Origin of the sequence: Mitsuaria sp. GD03876 (assembly GCF_029840635.1) — a bacterium.
Classification (GTDB): Bacteria; Pseudomonadota; Gammaproteobacteria; order Burkholderiales; family Burkholderiaceae_C; genus Roseateles.
In genome coordinates this window covers 139,905-159,675 of the sequence record NZ_JAOCCU010000006.1, presented here as the reverse complement: position 1 = coordinate 159,675, position 19,771 = coordinate 139,905, and the positions used below count along the sequence as shown (strand labels likewise).

The following is a 19,771-nucleotide window of genomic DNA, read 5'->3' as shown; positions in this document are numbered from 1 at the left end:
TCAGAGTGATCCGATTGGGCTGGCAGGAGGTCTGAATACCTATTCATATGTTCAGGCTGATCCGTTGAGGTACAGCGATCCAAATGGCTTGGAGCGGTTTCCCGACGACTTCGTTGGCCCACTTCCGCCCGGTGGATATCGCACGTCGCAGATGACTGCCACTCGTTGCGGATTGATTCCTCCGTCACCCCCCGGTACTGATATTGAGAAGAACATGTGGCTCGCGAAAGCCCAACTGAATCCGCTCTGGTTCAAGAACATGGTCCAGAATAAAGGTCCATGGGACTACAAGCAGCGAGGCTCCCTGTATCAGGACTTTGGAAACTTCCATTATGGTGCAGTGGGTCGATCGTTCGGCTTCTATGACCAAGTTCTGTTGAGAGAAGCGGGGCGAGCGCAGGTGGCGGCGAAAACGTCTCGGCCCGAATGGGGATTTCCGCCGGCGAGCCGTTTGGATATCTATGGGGGAAAAGCTCCATTTGGTGACGACCCAAATGATCAGCGCATGATTCAGGATGGCATTGAATACTGTAGATGCATGGGTTATTGATATGAAGTGCTTGCTGTCTCTTGCTCTCGTTATTCTGGCAGGTTGCTCTCCCATCTTTGATGAGGACGGCTGTAAAAGCTCTGCGATACTTGCCGCCAAGTCGGCGGACGAAAAGTACGTCGCAACTATCGCTGATCGAGATTGCGGAGCCACGACCGCTCGCGCCAAGATCGTGTACCTGCGCGCAGCGGATGCCAGTGTGCCGACGAACGAATATGGCGAGCCTGTTTACATCTACGCAGGCCAAGCAAATATTGCGATGGAATGGGAAAGTGGCACGCTGGTAATAAAATCAACGTCAAAAGGGGATAACGTCTTCCTTGCAAAGCGCTCGTGGCGCGATGTGGATATTCGATACAAGTGAATTTCAAATGAAAACGCCCGGCAAGCCGGGCGTTTCACTTTCCGAGGCGACCGCTTCACACCTGCAACGAGCACTCGATCTCGGCGAGCTTCTCGCGGGCAGGATGATGCGCGCGCCACGCGACCGTATCGACGTTGCCGAACCGCCTCCGCGCTCACCGCGCGGCAGACGAAGCGGCGTCCCGCCCCCGAGGCCTCCACCGACACCACCTCGGCGATGAGCATCGCCAAGGACGTCGCGCGCCCCCGCTGATCAGCGGCGCCCAGTGGGAACCCTTCGGCGGCGTGCGCGGCTGGCTGATGCACATGGTCGGCGGGACGCAGCTGATGCATTCGCCATTGGCATGGTTATGTCGTATATCAGCGAGACCTGACCCCTGAGCAATGGAAGGCCGGGCGGGATGCCGGCTATCCAAACTGGCCAAGAAAGCCAAAATGATGACATTTAAGAAGCTTCTATTGGCAACAAGTAAGTTCTGCATCGAAGTTGTTGTTGACGTTCCCTTATCTATTTTCTACACCAAAAAATATATCCACCATGGCGCGGACTTTTTGTTTGCCGCCGTCGAGTTATGGCTAATTATTGGTCAAAGGCGCGAATTAATCGCCTCTAGCGCCAATCCCGGAAATTTTCTTGAGGATCTGAAGGATATTGTCAAGCAAGTGGAGAGTCCGCCATCGGTACCAGGCCTCGACGCGATCATCACTCATGGGGGCTGGGCGGAATGGATGGTGTCCTATTGGGATCGAGTGCAAGCTGATTTGACATTGCCAGAAGACGAAAACTTCTACGAGAGGGTTGCCGGATTGTCTGCCATGGATAGTAAAGATGGTTATCTTGCAATCTATCGCTATGGCGATTCTCCAATTATTGAAGTAAGCACACGATCAGATCAATTGAGTGAGCAATTGAAGGCATACGATGAATTTTCGCCGAAGAGTCTGCTGGCCAACCTGAATCAGGTTCGCGATGACATTGTTCAAATCATTTCTGATGGAATGAGAAATGAGTGATTGCCTGCCTCGGCTCACCCGAACAATTTAGCCTTGCCGCATCAGGGTGAATGACTTCTGGAAGGCTTGGGCGAATCCAGAGCGGAAATGACTGAGCCGAGTCCAACTCGAAGAGCAACATGCAAAAGGAACGGGCGCCAAGTGAGGCGCCCGTTTTTCATCGTGGAGCGGTCATCGCCCGGAGAAGCCCCGAGCACCGCCGCCGCCGCGGATTACGACGGCATCAAGTGATCGATCGCCGCCTCGACGCGGCCCCGGTCGTGCGTGCCCAGCCCGCGCGCGGCCTGCCGGTACTGGACCAGCAGGTCCGCGTCCGCCGGCAGGTGTTCCGCCAGCGCGATCAGCAGCTCGGCGCGATCGAAGCCCGCGCTCATGCCGCCCGTCGCCCGCAGCACCTGCTGCGCCACCTCGCGGTCGATCTTGACCTCGTCCATCAGCGCCACCAGCGCCGAGCGGCGATCGAAGTCGCCCGAGATGCCCCGCACCGCGTCCACGTAGGCCGCCGCGTACGACGCCGCGTCGCCGCCCATCCGGCGCGCCGCCACCTCCAGCACGCTGCGCCGGTCGAAGTCGCCGCCCACCATGCCGCTCGCCGCGAGCGCGGTGCGCAGCCGCTCCGGCGTCGCCTCGTGGTCCTCGTCGATCAGCGCCACGATCGCGGTCCGCTTGTCGAAGTCCGAACCGAAGCGCCGCACCGCCTGCTGCCATGCCGCCAGCACCGCGCGGTCGTTGGCCAGCTGCGGCGACATCGCCACCATCACCTCACGACGGTCGAAATCGCTGTTCAGGTTGGGCACCAGCTCCAGCAGCTCGCGCTGCGTCGTCGGCGACAGCGGGCGGTGCTCGATCAGCGCGATGAAGGTGCTGCGGCGCTGGAAGTCGTCCTCCATCCGGCCGGCGAGCGCGATCAGCCGCGACATCGTGGCGTCGTCCTGCGGGCCGCTGGCGAGCAGCGCCTCGATGCGGCCGCGGCGGACCATCGCATCCCTCGCCTGCCCGATGTCCTCGATCGCGGCCTCCACGCCGCCCCGCTGCAGCACCCGCTGCACGCGCGCCCCGCTGCCATTCGCGGATTCCGCGATCTGGCCGATCTGGCCCGCGATCCAGGCCCGCGCCGGGCCGTCGATCGGCTTGGATTCGCCATCCACCCAGAACCGGCGCGTCTGCCCGCCCTTGCCATCGGCGACGATGTCGAGCTTGCGCGTCACGCCGCCGGTCTTCTCCAGGATCGACAGCTTGTCGTCGAGCGACACGACGTCCGTCTCGTCGTCGTTGAACACCAGGTCGCCGCTGTAGTTCACCCGGCGCTCGAGGCCCTCGGAAATCATGATCTGCCGCGTGACCTTGACGCTGGACAGCGCCGAGGACATCGCCCCGCGCACGTCGCTCAGGTCGACGGCGATCCGGGGCGCCTTGCCGATGACCAGCATCGGCACCGCCAGCGCCACCGCGCACAGGCCGCCGGCCAGCAGCACGCGGCGCAGACGGCGCCGTCCAGGAGTCGAATCGGACATCGGGGTCTCCTCCAGCAACGCGTCCATGCGCGCCATCAACGGGGAACGGGCCGCAGCCATCGCGCTGGCCAGCACCGGCATCGGCCGCGTGGCGCGCCGGGCGCCCGTCGAGGCGGCGGCGCCGTCGCGGGCGCAGACGTACAGGCTCTCGGCCAGCGGCATCGCGCCGGCCTCGGCCGCCGCCCAGGCGTCGCAAGCCAGTTCGGCCAGCAGGTCCAGCCGGCGCATCGCCAGCCGGTTCATCGGCTGCAGCCAGCCCAGTTGCGACACCAGCCGCGCCGCCAGCCGCCAGGCCAGGTCGCGGCGGCGCAGATGGGCGATCTCGTGCGCCAGCACCGCCACGCGCTGCTGGCCGTCCAGCGTGCGCATCAGCGTCGCCGGCAGGCAGACCTGGCCGCCGGGCGCGACCAGCGGACTCGGCCACGCCGGGCTCAAGCGCAGCGTCGGCGTGCGCACGCCGGCATTGCGGGCCAGCTCGGCGGCGGCCAGGCGGAGTTCGTCGTCCTCGAAGACCGGCAACGCCCGCACCTGGCGGCGGAGCGCCAGCCAGCGCAGCATCGTCAGGCCCAGGCCGATCGCCGAGACCACCGGCCACGACAGCAGCAACGCGGCCAGCGCGTCGCGCAGCAGCGCGCGCCGGCGCTCGAGCGCATCGTCGCTGCTGTCGCCGATGTGGTCCTCGGTGAGGACGTACGGGCTCGGCGCTCGCGCCGTTGCCGGCGTCGACGGGATGTCCCCCGATGCACCGGCTTCGCGGACCTTCTCCAGATGAGCGGCCGAGCCGTCGGCACCCGTCGAGGCCCTCCAGCCGCTCGCGCCATTCGATCGATCGGCACCGCTCGACGCCGTCGCGCCCTGCTCGCCATCGATGACCGCGTCGTCGCCGGATCGCGTCTCGTCCGCCAGGATCCCCAGCGCGCTCGCGCCGGTCCGCGCCGTCGCCCACACGTCCGGCACCGCGATCCGCGTTCCCTGCGTCAGCGGCTGCACGCTCGCCGTCAGCACCGCGCCGAAGAAGGCCCAGCGCCAGAGCGCCTCGCGCCACGCCGGGTGCTTCAGCACGCCCGCGCGCTCCAACGCCCACACGCCGCCCAGCAGCACCGTGCTGTGCACCAGGTAGTTCAGCAACCAGCCGGTCAGCGCTTCAATCATGGCGGCCCCCCTTGCGCTGGAGCAGCGCCCGCATCCGCGTCAGGTCGTCCTCGCCGAGCTCGCCCTCTTCCACCAGGTGGCTCAGCAAGGCCGCCGGCCGGCCGCCGAAGAGCGTGCTCAGCAGCCCCGACACCATCGAGCGCTGCACCTCCGGCTCGCTGACCGCGGCGCGGTAGACCAGCGCGCGGCCGTCGCGCTCGCTGGCCAGCAGGCCGCGCTTCTCCAACCGGGACAGAAGCGTCGCCACCGTGGTGTGCGCCAGCGGGCGCTGCTGCTCGCGCAGCGCCTCGGCCACCTCGGCGGTGCTCGCCTGGCCGCGGGTCCACAGCACCCGCATCAGCGCCAATTGCAGCTCGCTGAGCGACACGTCGCCCTTGCCGTCCTCGTTGATCGACTCGTCCATCGCGGATCCTGAATTTCTACATCCGTCGTACTACGACTGTAGAAGATCGAGCCGATCCACCGCAAGCGCCGCATTCCTGGGACATACCCGGCATGTCGAAAGACACGGTCTCTCATGGCGCCCTCTCCAGCACTGCGGGAGAGGGGCAAGAAGCGGCGGCGTGAGCAGGAAGGGGCGGCCCGCGAAGGCTCGGCTTGCCGCTTGCGATGGCCCCCGCGGGGCCGGGGCGGCGGGGCATCGGTCAGAATCCCAGGTCTATGACCGACCTCAGCGCCTACATGACCGGCGTCGGCGAGGCGGCCCGCGCGGCCGCGACGCTGATGGCCGCCGCCCCGACCGCCGCCAAGAACCGCGCCCTCGTCGCACTGGCCCGCCGCCTGCGCGAGGCCGGCCCGGACCTCGCCGCGGCGAACGAACGCGACCTCGCCGCCGCGACCGCCGCCGGCCTGGACGCCCCGATGGTCGACCGCCTGCGGCTGACGCCCAAGGTGCTGGCCACCGTCGCCGAAGGCTGCGAGCAGATCGCCGCGATGCCCGATCCGATCGGCGAGATCACCGGCGTGAAGCGCCGCCCGACCGGCATCAGCGTCGGCCAGATGCGCGTCCCGCTGGGCGTGTTCGGCATGATCTACGAGAGCCGCCCCAACGTGACCATCGAGGCCGCCTCGCTGGCGATCAAGAGCGGCAACGCCTGCATCCTGCGCGGCGGTTCCGAGGCGCTGCACAGCAACCTCGCCCTGGCCGCGTTGGTGGCCGAGAGCCTCGAGGAAGCCGGCCTGCCCCGCGACGCGGTGCAGCTGGTCAACACCACCGACCGCGCCGCCGTCGGCCTGCTGATCACGATGCCGGCCCACGTCGACGTCATCATCCCGCGCGGCGGCAAGGGCCTGATCGAGCGCATCAGCCGCGAGGCCCGCGTGCCGGTGATCAAGCACCTGGACGGCAACTGCCACAGCTACGTCGACGCCGAGGTCGACCTCGACCTGGCGGTGACCGTCGTCGACAACGCCAAGACGCAGAAGTACAGCCCCTGCAACGCGACCGAGTCGCTGCTGGTGCATGCCAGGCAGGCGGCGGACTTCCTGCCCCGCATCGGCATGGTGTTCGCGGCCAAGGGCGTCGAGATGCGCGGCTGCGAGCGCGCGCTGGCGCTGCTGGAGGCCGTGCCGCGCGACCTGCTCAAGCCCGCCACGCCCGAGGACTGGGACACCGAGTACCTCGCGCCGGTCATCAGCATCAAGGTGGTGGACTCGCTCGACGAGGCCATCGCCCACGTCAACCGCCATGGCTCGCACCACACCGACGCGATCCTGACGACGAACCACGCCCATGCGATGCGCTTCCTGCGCGAGGTCGATTCGGCCAGCGTGATGGTCAACGCCAGCACCCGCTTCGCCGACGGCTTCGAGTACGGCCTGGGCGCGGAGATCGGAATCTCCACCGACAAGTTCCACGCCCGCGGGCCGGTGGGGCTCGAGGGGCTGACCTCGATGAAGTGGGTGGTGCTGGGACAGGGCGAGATCAGGACCTGATCCCGCCCGGGCGGCGCCTCCCGGCGGCCGCCTTTCAAGGACCGCGGCCCGTCGAGGACCGCGGCCGTTCAGGCCCGCGGCCGCTCAGGGCCAGTTCGACACCGCCGCGTCCTTCGGCACGCTGACGCGATAGATCGCCTGGAAGCGTTGCGTCTGGCCCGGCGCCAGCGGCAGCTCCCACATCTGGACGCCGCGCTGGTCGCGGAAGTCGGCCTTCGTGACCGGCGGCGAGAACTGCGCCTGCACGCGGATGTCCTCGTGCTCGGACACCGGCGCCGGCTCGAGCACCTGCAGCGTGACCGGCCGTTCGCGCAGGTTCTCCACCTGCCATTGGCGCGTCACCACGCTCTCACGGCGCGAGCCGATCAGGCCGGTAGTGGCGCCGTCGCGCTTGTCGGGCTCGACCCGCACGCGCAGCCGCTCGTCACGGCCGAAGGGCAAGGTCCAGGTCGTCTCGCCGCCGAAGTGCAGCGGCGTCTGCCCGATCAGGGCGTTGTCCCGGAACAGCTGCACCGGCCCCGACGGCCACGAGCCCTGCGGGCGCGGCAGCTCGGCCACGAGGTAGGCCGCCGGCTCGCTGCGCGGCTGCACCCGCGCCATCAGCCGAGCCTGCGCGGCGGTGCGGCCCAGGCTGACCGTCGAGGTCGCGCCGTCCGCGCGCAGCGTCACGCGCTGCGGCAGGTCGTAGTCGGCACCGAACTCGCCCTCGAAGACGCTCGGGTCGAAGGTCTGCAGCGCGGTGACCCGCGAGCCGGTGACCTCGACGTTGTTCAGGTCGGCCGGCCTGGCCTGCGCCATCGCGACGGGCGCCGGCGCGACGGCCATGCGCAGCCGCTCCTCGAAGCGCGGCGTCTCCAGGCCCAGCGTCCACGGCACCAGCGGTTCCAGCCCGATCGCCTGCCGCGGCCGCACGGTGGACAGCCGGAGCTTGACGTCGACCCAGTCCTCGCCGCTGACCTGCGCGATCTGCGCCAGGCGCTCGATCGTCAGCGCGCCGGAGGCGGTGTCCAGCCGCGCGCGGTACTGGGGCTGCCAGCCAGCGCCGTTCAGTTGATAGGACAGGCCCAGGTCGCCGCCCTCGGCCGTCGAGAGCCGCAGCGTCACCACCGACACCTGCGACGAGGCGGTGGGCGCCTGCGCCTTCGCGCCCGCGAGTTCGTTGTTCAGGTCGGTCAGGCGCTCCTTCAGCGCCTGGCGGCGGGCGGTCATCTCCTGCGCGTTGCGGCGCAGCGTGTCCAGGCTGGCCGCCAGCGCCGGGCCCGGCCGCGCCTCGCGGTCCGACAGGCCCTTCAGGTAACCCAGCGCCAGGTCGACGCCGGCGATCTCGGCCTCGACGGCCTCGCGGTCCTGCTCGACCTTGCGCACCCGCGGGTCGCGCTGCCGGCATTCCGGCAGGGAATCGCGGGCGACCCGCTCGATCTTCACTTCGCCGAGGTTGAAGCCCGCCGGCGCCTGCACCTGGAGCACGTCGCGCTCCAGCGCCGCGGGCAGGCAGGCGAAGCGGGCCTGCGTCGCGCCCGCCGGCACCCGCAGCGTGCGGTCGACCTGGGCACCGCCCGGGTACAGCAGCACTTGCGCGATGGTCGAGGCGCCCGGCGCCTGAGCAGCGGACGGGGTGGCGGACGGGGCGGCGGTCGCCGCCGATGCGGTGGCCACCGTCGTCAGGGCGGTCGCGGCGATCGCGAAGCCGCTCGCGGCGAGGGCTGCCGCCCGGGCGGTCGCGCGCGGGAGCGCGGCGCCGGCGATCACGCGCGGGAGAACCTGCCGGCGAACCGCGTCCAGGCCGAGTTCAGGGAACAGTCGTTGCATTGCCTTTCCTCCTTCGGGCGGCGACGGTAGCACGGTGCTGGCACACTTCCGCCCTGCCGATCGGGAGCGATCGGCGGCCGACTCCCCCCAATCTCCCCTCGATCTCCCCCGATTCCTCCCAGCGCCCCCGACTATCCCCATGTCCGACGCCTCCGCCCCGATTCCCGCCGTCCACGCCTCGCGCCGCAAGGCGCTGGTGCTGTTTTCCGGCGGCCAGGATTCCACCGCCTGCCTGGCCTGGGCGCTGGACCGCTTCGCCGAGGTCGAGACCCTGGGCTTCGACTACGGCCAGCGCCACCGCGTCGAGCTCGACTGCCGCCAGGTCGTCCGCGAGCGGATCGCCGCGCAGTTCCCGCACTGGGCGCCGAAGCTGGGCGAGGACCACCTGCTCGACCTGAGCCTGCTGGGCCAGATCTCCGACACCGCGCTGACGCAGGAACGCGCGATCGAGCTGCAGGCCAACGGCCTGCCCAACACCTTCGTGCCGGGACGCAACCTGCTGTTCCTGACCTTCGCCGCGACGCTGGCCTATCGCCGCGGCGCGTCAGTGCTGGTCGGCGGCATGTGCGAAACCGACTTCTCCGGCTATCCCGACTGCCGCGACAACACGCTCAAGGCGCTGCAGGTCGCGCTGTCGCTGGGGCTGGACACGCCGATGACGCTGGACACGCCGCTGATGTTCCTGACCAAGGCGCAGACCTGGGGCCTGACCGAGGCGCTCGGCGGCGAGGCGCTCAACGACCTGATCGTCGAGCACACCCACACCTGCTACCTGGGCGAGCGCAAGACGCGCCATGCCTGGGGCTGGGGCTGCGGCCACTGCCCGGCCTGCGAGCTGCGCGCCAAGGGCTGGCACGAGTTCCAGCGCGCCAAGGCCGCCGGCGCGGCGCCGTCCGCCTGAGCGCCGGGGCCGCGATGCATTGGAACTGGTGGCTGTGGGGCATCGGCGCGGTGCTGGTGTTCTGGTGCATCGGCGCCTACAACCGCGTGATGCTGCTGCGCAATGAGATCGGCCGCGCCTTCGCGCAGCTGGACGACGCGCTGACGCGGCGCTTCGCCCACGGCGACCTGCTGCTGGAGCGGCTGCGCGAGCGCCTGCCCAGCGAGCAGGCCAGCCTCGACGCGCTGGCCTCGACGCAGGCCGAGGCCAAGGTCGCCACGCAGGCGGTGCGGGCCCGGCCCCATGCGGCCGATCCGGTGGCGCAGCTCGCCATCGCGGCGGCGGTGCACGGCGCCGCGCTGACGCGGCTGGTGTCGCTGGTCGAGCACCATGCCGAACTGAGCATCGATCCCGAGCTCTCCAGCGCGGTCGACGAGCTCAAGATGATCGACCGCCAGCGCGCGTTCTCGCGCCAGGTCTTCAACCAGGCGGTGGACGCCTACAACGAGGCGATTCGCCAGTTCCCGACGCGGGTGCTGATGAGCTTCGTCGGCTTCGGCGAGGCGCGCAGCCTCTGACCGGCACGGCCCCCGCGTCCCGCGGGGCCGGCAAAGGGGGCGATCAGCCCTTCTTCTTCATCAGCGCGAGGAACTCCGCGCGCAGCGTCGCGTCCTTCAGGAACGAGCCGCGCATGACGCTGTTGGTCATCGTCGAGTCCATGTCCTTCACGCCGCGCCAGTGCATGCAGAAATGGTCGGCGTCCATCACGATCGCCAGGCCGTCCGGCTTGACCCGGTCCTGCAGCTCGTTGGCCAGCATCACGACGGCTTCTTCCTGGATCTGCGGGCGGCTCATGATCCACTCGGTCAGGCGCACGTACTTCGACAGGCCGATCAGGTTCGAGTGCTCGCTGGGCAGCAGGCCGATCCAGACCTTGCCGATGATCGGGCACAGGTGGTGCGAGCAGGCGCTGCGCACCGTGATCGGGCCGACGATCATCAGCTCGTTCAGCCGCTCGGCGTTCGGGAACTCGGTCACCGGCGGCGGCGGCGCGTAACGGCCCGCGAAGACCTCCCGCACAAACATCTTGGCCACCCGCTTGGCCGTCTCCTGCGTGTTGTGATCGCTGGCGGTGTCGATCACCAGCGCCTGCAGCACGTCCTGCATCCGGGCCTGCACCTCGGCCTGCAGCTGCTCGAGCTCGCCCGGCTCGATGAACCCGGCGATGTTGTCGTTGGCATGGTGACGACGGCCGGCCTGGACCAGCCGGTAGCGGATGCGGTCCGAGGCCGGCAGCGCGGCCAGGTCCTCGGGGCTCAGGATCGGGGTGCCTGTCATGGGGTCTGTCTTCTCTTGGGACCCGCGATTGTCGGGGGTTCGGAGTGACATTGCGAAAGCAAGGTCCTTCGGGCCTGGCGGAGCGGGCCCACTAAACTCCCGCGGTGTCTTCCGCTCCTTCCCCCAAGAACGCCGCCGGCGGCGCGCAGCCGCTGCACCGGCTCCTCGCCAACGCCGCCGACGCCGTCCAGGCCGTCCGCGACGGCCACTCGCTCACCGACTGGCTCGCCCGCTGCCCCGCCGACGTGCGGCCCGGCGTCCAGGCCCTCAGCTTCACCGTGCTGCGGCGGCTCGGCGCCGCCCAGGCCGCGCGCGCCCTGCTCGCGCCCAAGAACCCGCCGCCCCGCGTCGACGCGCTGCTGGTCACCGCGCTGGCCCTGCTGTGGCCCGGCGAGACCGCCTACGCCGACCACACTCTCGTCGACCAGGCCGTCCACGCGGTCCGGCAACGCGCGCCCAACAGCGCCGGCTTCGTGAATGCGGTGCTGCGACGCTTCCTGCGCGAGCGCGACGCCCTCGTCGCCGCCGTCGAGGCCGACCCGCTCGCCCGCTTCAACCACCCCCGCTGGTGGCAGGACCGCCTGCGCGACGACTGGCCCGCCCAGTGGGAAGGCCTGCTGCGCGCCAACCAGCAGCGCCCGCCGATGACGCTGCGCGTCAATCCGGCCCACGACGACGTCGAGGGCTACCTCGCCCGGCTGCGCGAGGCCGGCATCGCCGCCCATCCGGCCGGCGCGCTGTTCCCGCAGGCCGTCGTGCTCGACGAGCCGCGCCCGGTCCAGGCCCTGCCCGGCTTCGACGCCGGCCACGCCTCGGTGCAGGACGCGTCCGCCCAGCTCGCCGCGCCGCTGCTGCTGGGCCGGCGGCCGCCGCAAGACCTGGCCCCCGGCGAGGCCTGGCCCACGCTCGGCGCCGGCGCGCGGGTGCTCGACGCCTGCGCCGCGCCCGGCGGCAAGACCGCCCATCTGCAGGAACTCGCCGGCAACGGACTCGATCTGCTGGCGCTGGACGCCGACGCCAAGCGCTTGGAGCGCGTGCGCCAGAACCTGTCGCGGCTCGCGCTGGACGGCGCGGTGCGCGCCGCCGACGCGCGCGACACCGCCGCCTGGTGGGACGGCCGCCCCTTCGACGCGATCCTGCTGGACGCGCCCTGCAGCGCCTCGGGCATCGTGCGCCGCCACCCCGACGTACGCTGGCTGCGCCGGCCCGACGACATCGCGTCGCTGGCGCGCACGCAGGCCGCGCTGCTGGAGGCGCTGTGGCCGACGCTCAAGCCCGGCGGCCGTCTGCTGTACGCGACCTGCTCGGTGTTCAAGGCCGAGGGCCAGGACCAGATCGACGCGTTTTTGCAACGCCATGGCGATGCGCGGTCGCGTCAGTTCGACAGCGGGGCCGGGCATCTGCTGCCGCTCGCGGACAATGCCTCGCAGGACTCCGCGCCGGGCGAGGCCGCCGTCACCGACGGCTTCTACTACGCCCTGCTGCAGAAGGCCTGACCCTCGACTTCCCTCGTCCGCCGCTCCGCGTGTCCCCGCCGTCCCGTCCCGTTCCGCTGCGTTCCTGGTGGCAGCGCCTGACCCTGGTCGTGGCGCTGCTGGCGCTGCACGGCTGGGCGATGGCGCAGGGCGTGACGCTGCAGCTGCTCAACGCCGAGCGCGCCGAGGACGGCCTGGCCGTCAGCTTCAGCACCCGCTTCGAGCTGCCCAAGGCCGCCGAGGACGCGCTGCTCAAGGGCGTGGCCATCTACTTCGTCGCCGAGGTCCAGGTCTTGCGCAACCGCTGGTACTGGCGCGACGCCCGCGTCGCCCAGGCCGCCCGCACCTGGCGCCTGACCTGGCAGCCGCTGACGCGCCAGTACCGCGTCAGCACCGGTGGCCTGCACCAGAGCTTCGACACGCTGGGCGAGGCGGTCGCCTCGCTGCGCGGCGTGTCCAGCTGGCGCGTCGCCGACGCCAAGGAGATCGAGGACGATGGCCGCTATTACCTCGAGTTCAGCTACAAGCTGGACACCGCGCAGCTGCCGCGGCCGATGCAGATCGGCCTGGGCGGCAACCACGGCTGGACGCTGGCCGTCGACCGCACGCTGACGCTCAACCTCGAGGCGCCCGCCACGCCGCCGCCCAACAAGCCGCAGCCCTGACCGGACCGCCGCCGCGTTGGCCCTCCCCGCCCCTTCCCTCCTGACCCAGCAAGGATCCTGACCCGTGACCAAGTCGGCACGCCTGGCGTGGTTGATCTCCGTGGCCGCGATCGCGGGCGCCAGCGGCATGCTGGCCTTCCTGCTGTCGATCAGCACCACCGCGCAGCGCGGCTTCCTGGAACGCCACTACCTCTGGCTGTTCTGGGTCAACGTCGCCGTCGCCACCGCGCTGATCGTCGTGATCGGGGTGGCCGGCACCCGGCTGGCGCTGCGCGTCAAGCGCGGACGCTTCGGCAGCCGGCTGCTGCTCAAGCTCGCCGGCATCTTCGCGTTCGTCGGCGTCGTCCCCGGCCTGCTGATCTACACCGTCTCCTACCAGTTCGTGAACCGCAGCATCGAAAGCCTGTTCGACCAGCGGCTGGCGAGCGCGCTGGAGGCGGGCCTGGCGCTGGGACAGGACACGCTGGAGAACCTGCGCGCCGAGCAGACCGCGCGCACCCGCGCCGCCGCCGAGCGCTGGGAGGACGGCGCGCTGGCGCCGCTGGCGCTGGAGCGGCTGCGCGACCAGATGGGCGCGCGCAACGTCGCGCTGGTCGCCGGCAACGGACAGGTGCTGCTGTCGGCCGGCGGCGAGTCCAGCGAGATCCCCGAGCGGCCCAGCGCCGCGCTGCTCTCGCAGGCGCGCAACAACGGCATCGCGTCGCGGCTGGAGGGCCTGGAGGACGAGCAGCAGGCCATGCTGGGCGAGGCCCGCATCCGCTCGCTGGCGCTGCTGCCCAGCAGCGCGCTGCAGCTGACCAACAGCGACCGCTACCTGATGGTCGTGCGGCAGATCTCCGGCAAGGTCATCAGCAACGCGCTGAACGTGTCGACGGCCAACCAGGAGTACCTGCAGCGCTCGCTGCTGCGCGACGGGCTGCGGCGGATGTACCTCGGCACGCTGACGCTGGTGCTGATCCTGGCGGTGTTCGCGGCGCTGCTGCTGGCGGTGGCCCTGTCCAACCAGCTGGTGCAGCCGCTGCTGCTGCTGGCCGAGGGCATGCGCGAGGTCGCCACCGGCGACCTGAAGGCCAAGCCGGTGTTCCGCTCGCGCGACGAGCTCGGCGGGCTGACGCGCTCGTTCGCGGACATGACGCAGCAGCTGGCCGACGCGCGGGCGCTGGTCGAGCACAGCGTGACGCAGCTCGAGAGCGCCCGCACGCACGTTCAGACCATCCTGGACAACCTGACCGCCGGCGTGATCGTGTTCGACGCCGACCGCCGCATCGAGACGGTGAACCCCGGCGCGACGCGCATCCTGAAGCTGCCGCTGTCGGCCTACGTCGGCCGGCCGCTGGAGGACTTGCCGGAGCTGGCCGCCTTCGGCAAGGACATCTGGCAGCGCTTCGAGCTGCAGAGCCCCGAATCCGGCGAGCGCGAGCACTGGCAGGACTCCTTCGAACTGCAGCTCGACGAGAAGACCGCGCTGACGAAGACCGCGCTGACGCTGCTGGTGCGCGGCGCGGTGCTGCCGCAGGACGCGCGGCTGCTGGTGTTCGACGACATCAGCGAGGTCGTGTCGGCGCAGCGCTCGGCGGCCTGGAGCGAGGTCGCGCGGCGCCTGGCGCACGAGATCAAGAACCCGCTGACCCCGATCCAGCTGTCGGCCGAACGGCTGCAGTTCAAGCTGGAGTCCAAGCTGGAGGGCGCCGACCAGTCGATGCTGGTGCGCTCGGTGGGCACGATCGTCAACCAGGTGCAGGCGATGAAGCAGCTGGTCAACGAGTTCCGCGACTACGCGCGGCTGCCGGCCGCCAAGCTCTCGGCGCTCGACCTGAACGAGCTGGTGGCCGAGGTGCTGACGCTGTATGCGGAGCAGCAGGAGTCGGGCCGGCTGAGCGCCGACCTGGCGACCGACCCACCGCAGATCCTCGGCGACGCGCCGCAGCTGCGCCAGGTGATCCACAACCTGGTCCAGAACGCGCTGGACGCCGTCAGCGAGCGGCCGGACGGCAAGGTCGTGGTGCGCACGCAGAAGGCGCTGAACGACGCCGGCGAGCTGCGGGCACTTCGGTTGGTCCTGACGGACAACGGTCCGGGCTTCGCGGAAAACGTGCTGAAGCGGGCTTTCGAACCGTATGTCACGACCAAGCCCAAGGGCACGGGGCTGGGTCTGGCGGTGGTGAAGAAAATCGCGGATGAGCACGGCGCGCGCATCCGGCTGGTGAATCTCCCAGGCGTCAGCGGCAGCGATCTGCCGCCGAGCGGCGCACAAGTTTCGTTATCATTTTCAAAACTCGCGACTGCACCGAGCCCTGCGCAGGACGCGCCTCGGCCCGCGTGAACAGTAGGCATACATGGCAACCATTCTTGTTGTTGACGACGAATTGGGCATCCGCGCCCTCCTGTCGGAAATCCTCTCGGACGAGGGGCACACGATCGAACTCGCGGAAAACGCCCAGCAGGCGCGCGCCGCCCGCGAGCGCTCGCGGCCCGACCTGGTCCTGCTGGACATCTGGATGCCCGACGTCGATGGCGTGACGCTGCTCAAGGAATGGGGCAGCTCCGGCCAGCTGACGATGCCGGTCATCATGATGAGCGGCCACGGCACGATCGACACCGCGGTCGAGGCGACCAAGTTCGGCGCGATGGCCTTCCTCGAGAAACCGATCACCCTGCAAAAGCTGCTGCGCGCGGTCGAGCAGGCGCTGGTCAAGACGACGCCCCGCCCGGCCCCGCCGGCGGCGCCGGTGGTCGGCGCGATCGGCGTGAACAACAGCTTCCCGCGTCCGGAGACGCTGGCGCCGATCGCCGCGGGCGTGATGCCGATGCCCTCGGCCAACCTGGTGCCGGTGGCGCCGCTGCCGCACCAGGGCCTGGCGTCGGAGCAGGTCTTCGAACTGGACCGTCCGCTGCGCGAGGCTCGCGACGCCTTCGAGAAGAGCTACTTCGAGTTCCACCTGGCCAAGGAGAACGGCTCGATGACCCGCGTGGCGGAGAAGACCGGTCTCGAACGCACGCACCTGTACCGCAAGCTCAAGCAGCTCGGGGTCGATCTGTCGAGAAACAAGCGCGGTAGCGGAATTTAGTGTTATAGTCGCGGTCTTCGCTGTTCAACGCGTCGTCGCAAGAGGGCCGAACGGTGGAGCAGAGACCCAGTCTCATGGCCAAGTAGCTCAGTTGGTAGAGCAGCGGATTGAAAATCCGCGTGTCGGTGGTTCGATTCCGCCCTTGGCCACCAAAACACCAAGCCCCTGATTCCGAACGGAGTCAGGGGCTTTTGCTTTGGGCCTCGCACTGCGGACGAGGCGGCGGGTCTGGCCTCTCGCCGCGAGCAGCGGAGGCCAGGACCGGTTGGGCTTACTTCCCGTCGTCGAGCAGCAGGTCGATGATCGGCGCCAGCGGGACCTTGGGCGCGGGAGCGGGCGACGGGGCCGGAGACGGCGCAGGCGCGGGAGACGGTGCAGGCGTGGGCGCCGGGGCCGGCGCGGGAGGCGCCGACACCGTGATCTTGTCGAAGATCTTCATGACACCCATGCCATCGAAGCCATCCGCCTCAAGCGTGTAGACCCCCACCGGCACCGGCGGCAGCGGGAACTTGGCCTGGCCCCATTGCGTGAAATGGGTGGGGTCCGGCCGGGCCGTGACCGCGATCGCCATGTCGCCGACGAAGTAGTTGCCAGGCCGCAGGTAGATCCGCAGCGGCAGCGGATTGACGCCCGGATAGCACTCGATCGTCGGCGTCTTCGAGTTCGGCTGGGCCGAGTTGCTCGCCCAGATGCTCAGCGTGCCGCCCTGTCCGGCCACGAAGGACCGGTTGTAGGCGCCGGCGCCCAGCGTGTAGAGGCAGCCGGGCAAGGGCTGGGCGAATGCGGCGCCGCTCGCGCCCAACCCGCCGACGGCGACCAGGAGCGCGGTCGCGAGGTGGCGGCCGGACGTCGTCCGGATGGGATCGACGCCTCGATCGGCCGTGATCGAGGCGAATGGATTCTTGAAGGCTTGCATCGTCATTGCTGGTTGGATGGTGAGGCAGCCGGAAACCCGGGTTTCCGGCGCGAACCCCTCAAGACCTGACCCCGCAATGCGCCGTTGCTCAGCGCCTCCCTGGAGATCAAGCCGGACAAGGCTCGGGGCGCATGCTATCGGACAACGGGCTACCGTTTGGTGATGATGTCGCGATGCATCGGCGCCAGCAGCGCCAGCAGGCGGTTCTGGACGGTGAACGGCACGCGCTGCTCGTCCATCGACAGCTGCAGGTCCTCGACCAACGCGTTGAAGTCGGCCTTGTCCAGCGCCAGGTGGGCATGGGCGTTCTTCATCGTCTCGCCCTCGTAGCGGCAGCTGCCGCCGGCGAGCACGCAGAACTGGTTGCTCAACGACTCCTTCAGCGCCTTCGGATTCACGCCGTCGAACTTCTTCTGGATGCGGGGATCGGCATAGGCCCGGTCGACCATGCCGTTGACGATGCGCGCGATGCCCTCGTCGCCGCCCAGCGCGCGATGGAGCGCGTCATCCGCCGCCCATGCCCCCACGCCGGCCCCGAGCGCCGTCGCCAGCAGGCCGGCCCGCAGCCATGCCGCGGTTGCCGCGGTGATTCGACGAGATCGCATCTTCTGCCTCCCGGAAAGGCGCGCGCGGCGCCGTCAGTACGCGAACTGGATCGAGCCGTAGACGCCGCGCTGCCGCCGCGGCTGGATGCCCGGCACGACGCGCCCGAGGTCCACATAGGCCGCCGTCAGCGAGAAGCGCTTGTTCGGCGCCCAGGCGACGAAGACATCCTTCCAGTCGTCCTCGCGCAGCGCGTCGCCGAGGATCGACGGATTGAGCTTGTCCGGCTTGACCCGGTACTCGACGCCGACCGCCCATTGCTTGCTCAGCAAGTAGGCGACCGACACCTCCGGCACCAGCGAGTAACTCCCGCTCGCCGCGCCGCCGAAGCCCAGCAGGCCGTTCTGGTTGGCGCGGGTCGCGCGCAGCGTCACGTTCACCAGCGTGCTCTGGGCGAGGAACAGCTTGCTCGCGCTCAGGTAGACATCGACGCCGTTGCGCTTGGCGCCAAGCACGCTCAGCGTCGGCGCGAGCCCGCCCGCGTCCAGGTGCTTGTATTCGACGCCGAGCGCGATCTGCGGCATCCAGGTGTCGGCGTCCAGCACCGCGTCGCCCAGGAGCCGGACCTTCGCGCCGAGGATCGTCTGACGGAGCCGCAGCCCGGGCAGGCCCAGCGCCGCGCCGGTGCCGCCGGCATTGAAGTCCTGCTTCGCGAGCGAGAACTCGGCGCGCTCGCCCAGCGCCACCGCGACGCCGTAGCCGGTCAGGCTGTAGTCCTGCACCGGCAGGCGCGTGAAATAGGCCGTGGCGCCAATCTGCCCCTTGGTCGCGTAGCTCCCGGTCAGCGCCCACGGCGACAGCCCGCCGCCGGCCGCGCCATCGATGCTGCTGACGCCGCCGGTCAACAGCAGCTTGCCGTCCGCCTGCGCGGCGCACGCCAGCGGCACGGCCAGCAGCAGGGGAAGGAGCGATCGAAGCGTCGGCTGGGTCATGGCAAGGGGCTGGACATCAACGAGGGACTCGCCAGGCGTCAGGCGATGGGCCGCGCCCATCGCCTGGATCACCAGGCGCCGGTGTTGGGCATCGAGATCCAGGGCTCGGCCGGCGGCAGCGCCGGACCGTCCTGCAGCAGTTCGACCGAGATCCCGTCGGGCGAGCGCACGAAGGCCATGCGGCCGTCGCGCGGGGGGCGGTTGATCGTCACGCCCTCGCCCATCAGGCGCTGGCAGGCGGCGTAGATGTCGGGCACCGCGTAGGCGACATGCCCGAAATTGCGCCCACCGGTGTAGGCCTCCGGATCCCAGTTGTAGGTCAGCTCGATCTGCGCGTCCTCGTCGCCCGGCGCGGCCAGGTAGACCAGCGTGAAGCGGCCGGCCTCGTGCTCGCTGCGGCGCACTTCCTGCAGCCCGAGCGCGTCGCGATAGAACTTCAGGGAGGCCTCGATGTCGGTCACGCGGACCATGGTGTGCAGATACTTCATGAGCGATCGGGGATGGCGGTGGAGAGAGGGACGGGAAGGCGCATTGTGGCCGCGCCGGGCCTCGCGTGCATGCGTGGGGGCCATGTGCGGACAGCGTGACGGCGTGCGATCGCGGCGTCCGGAAACGACAAGGCCCGCGAGCGCGGGCCTTCGTGCGGAGAACGGGGCGACCGGATCAGGTCGCCTGGGGCGCGGCGTCACCGCCCTGCGCCTGCTGCGCGGCCTGGGCCACGCGCTGGGCCAGTTCCTTGCGGTAGCGGTTCAGCTCCTGGACGCTGGCGAAGCTGCGCTCCATCAGCAGGCTCATGTTGTGCAGGATCCGTTCGACGACCTTGTTCTCCCAGACGCTGTCGAACTGGATCTGCTTGTCCAGCCAGCGCTCGAGCCATTCCGGATCGGGCAGGCGGCTCTGGATCGTGTCGCGCGGGAACAGCTTGGCGTTCACATGCAGGTTGGTCGGATGCAGCGCCTGCGCCGTCCGGCGCGCGCTGGCCATCAGCACGCCGACCTTGGTGAACGCGGCCTTCGCCTCGTCGCCGAACTTGGCCATCGCCCGCTTCATGTAGCGCAGGTAGGCGCCGCCGTGGCGGGCCTCGTCGCGCGACAGGGTCTCGTAGATCGCCTTGATGACCGGCTCGGTGTGCCATTCGGCGGCACGGCGGTACCAGTGGTTCAGGCGGATCTCGCCGCAGAAGTGCAGCATCAGCGTTTCCAGCGCCGGCGCCGGGTCGAACTCGAAACGCACCTCGTGCAGCTCGGCCTCGGTCGGAACCATGTCCGGACGGAAGCGGCGCAGGTATTCCATCAGCACCAGCGAATGCTTCTGCTCCTCGAAGAACCAGACGCTCATGAACGCGGAGAAGTCGCTGTCGTCCTTGTTGTCGCGCAGGAACATCTCGGTGGCGGGCAGCGCGGACCACTCGGTGATCGCGTTCATCTTGATCGTGCGCGCCTGGTCGTCGGTCAGCTTGGACGCGTCGAACGTGGCCCACGGGATGTCCGTGTCCATGTTCCAGCGAACGGCTTCGAGTTGCTTGAAAAGTTCGGGATAAAGCATCGTCTGCGTCCT

The 19,771-nt window shown here is 69.4% G+C and carries 19 protein-coding genes and 1 tRNA gene; 11 read left to right on the top strand and 9 right to left on the bottom strand.

The window, feature by feature from the left end:
• From N5D62_RS06130 to N5D62_RS06120, 3 genes are all read left to right on the top strand, one after another.
• Positions 1-550, top strand: a 550-nt coding sequence (locus tag N5D62_RS06130; protein WP_279756770.1) for a polymorphic toxin type 44 domain-containing protein, incomplete at its 5' end; no start/stop codon positions are given.
• The gene (locus N5D62_RS06125) at positions 516-914 is read left to right on the top strand and encodes a hypothetical protein (protein ID WP_279756769.1); all 399 of its coding nucleotides are present in this window, start codon (positions 516-518) and stop codon (positions 912-914) included. The genes N5D62_RS06130 and N5D62_RS06125, both read left to right, overlap by 35 nt.
• A gap of 437 nt (positions 915-1,351) precedes the next feature.
• Positions 1,352-1,927: a hypothetical protein gene (locus tag N5D62_RS06120; RefSeq protein WP_279756768.1), complete on the top strand. Its 576-nt coding sequence runs from the start codon at positions 1,352-1,354 to the stop codon at positions 1,925-1,927.
• Positions 1,928-2,139: 212 nt separating this feature from the next.
• Here the strand turns inward: N5D62_RS06120 and N5D62_RS06115 are convergent, their stop codons facing one another.
• Both N5D62_RS06115 and N5D62_RS06110 read right to left on the bottom strand, forming a co-directional pair.
• Positions 2,140-4,593 (bottom strand): M56 family metallopeptidase, encoded by a 2,454-nt coding sequence (locus tag N5D62_RS06115; RefSeq protein WP_279756767.1) that lies wholly within the window; start codon positions 4,591-4,593, stop codon positions 2,140-2,142.
• The gene (locus N5D62_RS06110; RefSeq protein ID WP_279756766.1) at positions 4,586-4,996 is read right to left on the bottom strand and encodes a BlaI/MecI/CopY family transcriptional regulator; all 411 of its coding nucleotides are present in this window, start codon (positions 4,994-4,996) and stop codon (positions 4,586-4,588) included. Before N5D62_RS06110 ends, N5D62_RS06115 begins: the two co-directional genes overlap by 8 nt.
• A gap of 257 nt (positions 4,997-5,253) precedes the next feature.
• Between N5D62_RS06110 and N5D62_RS06105 the strand changes: the two genes are divergently transcribed.
• Entirely contained in the window at positions 5,254-6,528 is a 1,275-nt protein-coding gene (locus tag N5D62_RS06105; RefSeq protein WP_279756765.1) for a glutamate-5-semialdehyde dehydrogenase, read from the top strand.
• 84 nt (positions 6,529-6,612) lie between these two features.
• Here the strand turns inward: N5D62_RS06105 and N5D62_RS06100 are convergent, their stop codons facing one another.
• On the bottom strand, positions 6,613-8,337 hold the full coding sequence (locus N5D62_RS06100; protein WP_279756764.1) for a mucoidy inhibitor MuiA family protein: 1,725 nt from the start codon (positions 8,335-8,337) through the stop codon (positions 6,613-6,615).
• Between the two features lie 139 nt (positions 8,338-8,476).
• On the opposite strand from N5D62_RS06100, the gene queC reads away from it, so the two are divergent.
• Both queC and N5D62_RS06090 read left to right on the top strand, forming a co-directional pair.
• On the top strand, positions 8,477-9,238 hold the full coding sequence (gene queC / locus N5D62_RS06095) for a 7-cyano-7-deazaguanine synthase QueC (protein WP_279756763.1): 762 nt from the start codon (positions 8,477-8,479) through the stop codon (positions 9,236-9,238).
• A gap of 14 nt (positions 9,239-9,252) precedes the next feature.
• Positions 9,253-9,795, top strand: a complete 543-nt coding sequence (locus N5D62_RS06090; RefSeq protein ID WP_279756762.1) for a LemA family protein — start codon at positions 9,253-9,255, stop codon at positions 9,793-9,795.
• 43 nt (positions 9,796-9,838) lie between these two features.
• Here the strand turns inward: N5D62_RS06090 and folE are convergent, their stop codons facing one another.
• Positions 9,839-10,555: a GTP cyclohydrolase I gene (gene folE / locus N5D62_RS06085; protein WP_279756761.1), complete on the bottom strand. Its 717-nt coding sequence runs from the start codon at positions 10,553-10,555 to the stop codon at positions 9,839-9,841.
• Positions 10,556-10,659: 104 nt separating this feature from the next.
• Here folE and rsmB point away from each other — a divergent pair, with 104 nt between their 5' ends.
• The 5 genes from rsmB to N5D62_RS06060 all read left to right on the top strand — a co-directional run bounded on the left by rsmB (position 10,660) and on the right by N5D62_RS06060 (position 15,915).
• Positions 10,660-12,051, top strand: coding sequence for a 16S rRNA (cytosine(967)-C(5))-methyltransferase RsmB (gene rsmB, locus N5D62_RS06080; RefSeq protein ID WP_279756760.1), 1,392 nt, complete (start codon positions 10,660-10,662; stop codon positions 12,049-12,051).
• Positions 12,052-12,080: 29 nt separating this feature from the next.
• A complete protein-coding gene (locus N5D62_RS06075) occupies positions 12,081-12,695 on the top strand; it encodes a DUF4390 domain-containing protein (RefSeq protein ID WP_279756759.1) in 615 nt (204 codons plus the stop codon).
• Positions 12,696-12,759: 64 nt separating this feature from the next.
• Positions 12,760-15,018: an ATP-binding protein gene (locus N5D62_RS06070; protein ID WP_279756758.1), complete on the top strand. Its 2,259-nt coding sequence runs from the start codon at positions 12,760-12,762 to the stop codon at positions 15,016-15,018.
• Between the two features lie 13 nt (positions 15,019-15,031).
• On the top strand, positions 15,032-15,763 hold the full coding sequence (locus tag N5D62_RS06065; RefSeq protein WP_279756757.1) for a response regulator: 732 nt from the start codon (positions 15,032-15,034) through the stop codon (positions 15,761-15,763).
• Positions 15,764-15,839: 76 nt separating this feature from the next.
• Positions 15,840-15,915: transfer RNA gene (locus tag N5D62_RS06060), tRNA-Phe, on the top strand.
• Positions 15,916-16,034: 119 nt separating this feature from the next.
• Here the strand turns inward: N5D62_RS06060 and N5D62_RS06055 are convergent.
• The 5 genes from N5D62_RS06055 to N5D62_RS06035 form a co-directional block, all read right to left on the bottom strand.
• On the bottom strand, positions 16,035-16,679 hold the full coding sequence (locus N5D62_RS06055) for a hypothetical protein (protein ID WP_279756756.1): 645 nt from the start codon (positions 16,677-16,679) through the stop codon (positions 16,035-16,037).
• A gap of 149 nt (positions 16,680-16,828) precedes the next feature.
• Entirely contained in the window at positions 16,829-17,284 is a 456-nt protein-coding gene (locus N5D62_RS06050) for a group 1 truncated hemoglobin (RefSeq protein WP_279756755.1), read from the bottom strand.
• Positions 17,285-17,317: 33 nt separating this feature from the next.
• Positions 17,318-18,214: a DUF3034 family protein gene (locus tag N5D62_RS06045; protein WP_279756754.1), complete on the bottom strand. Its 897-nt coding sequence runs from the start codon at positions 18,212-18,214 to the stop codon at positions 17,318-17,320.
• A 68-nt stretch (positions 18,215-18,282) separates the two neighbouring features.
• On the bottom strand, positions 18,283-18,702 hold the full coding sequence (locus tag N5D62_RS06040; protein WP_279756753.1) for a VOC family protein: 420 nt from the start codon (positions 18,700-18,702) through the stop codon (positions 18,283-18,285).
• Positions 18,703-18,877: 175 nt separating this feature from the next.
• Positions 18,878-19,759: a ferritin-like domain-containing protein gene (locus tag N5D62_RS06035; RefSeq protein WP_279756752.1), complete on the bottom strand. Its 882-nt coding sequence runs from the start codon at positions 19,757-19,759 to the stop codon at positions 18,878-18,880.
• Positions 19,760-19,771 lie beyond the last annotated feature (12 nt).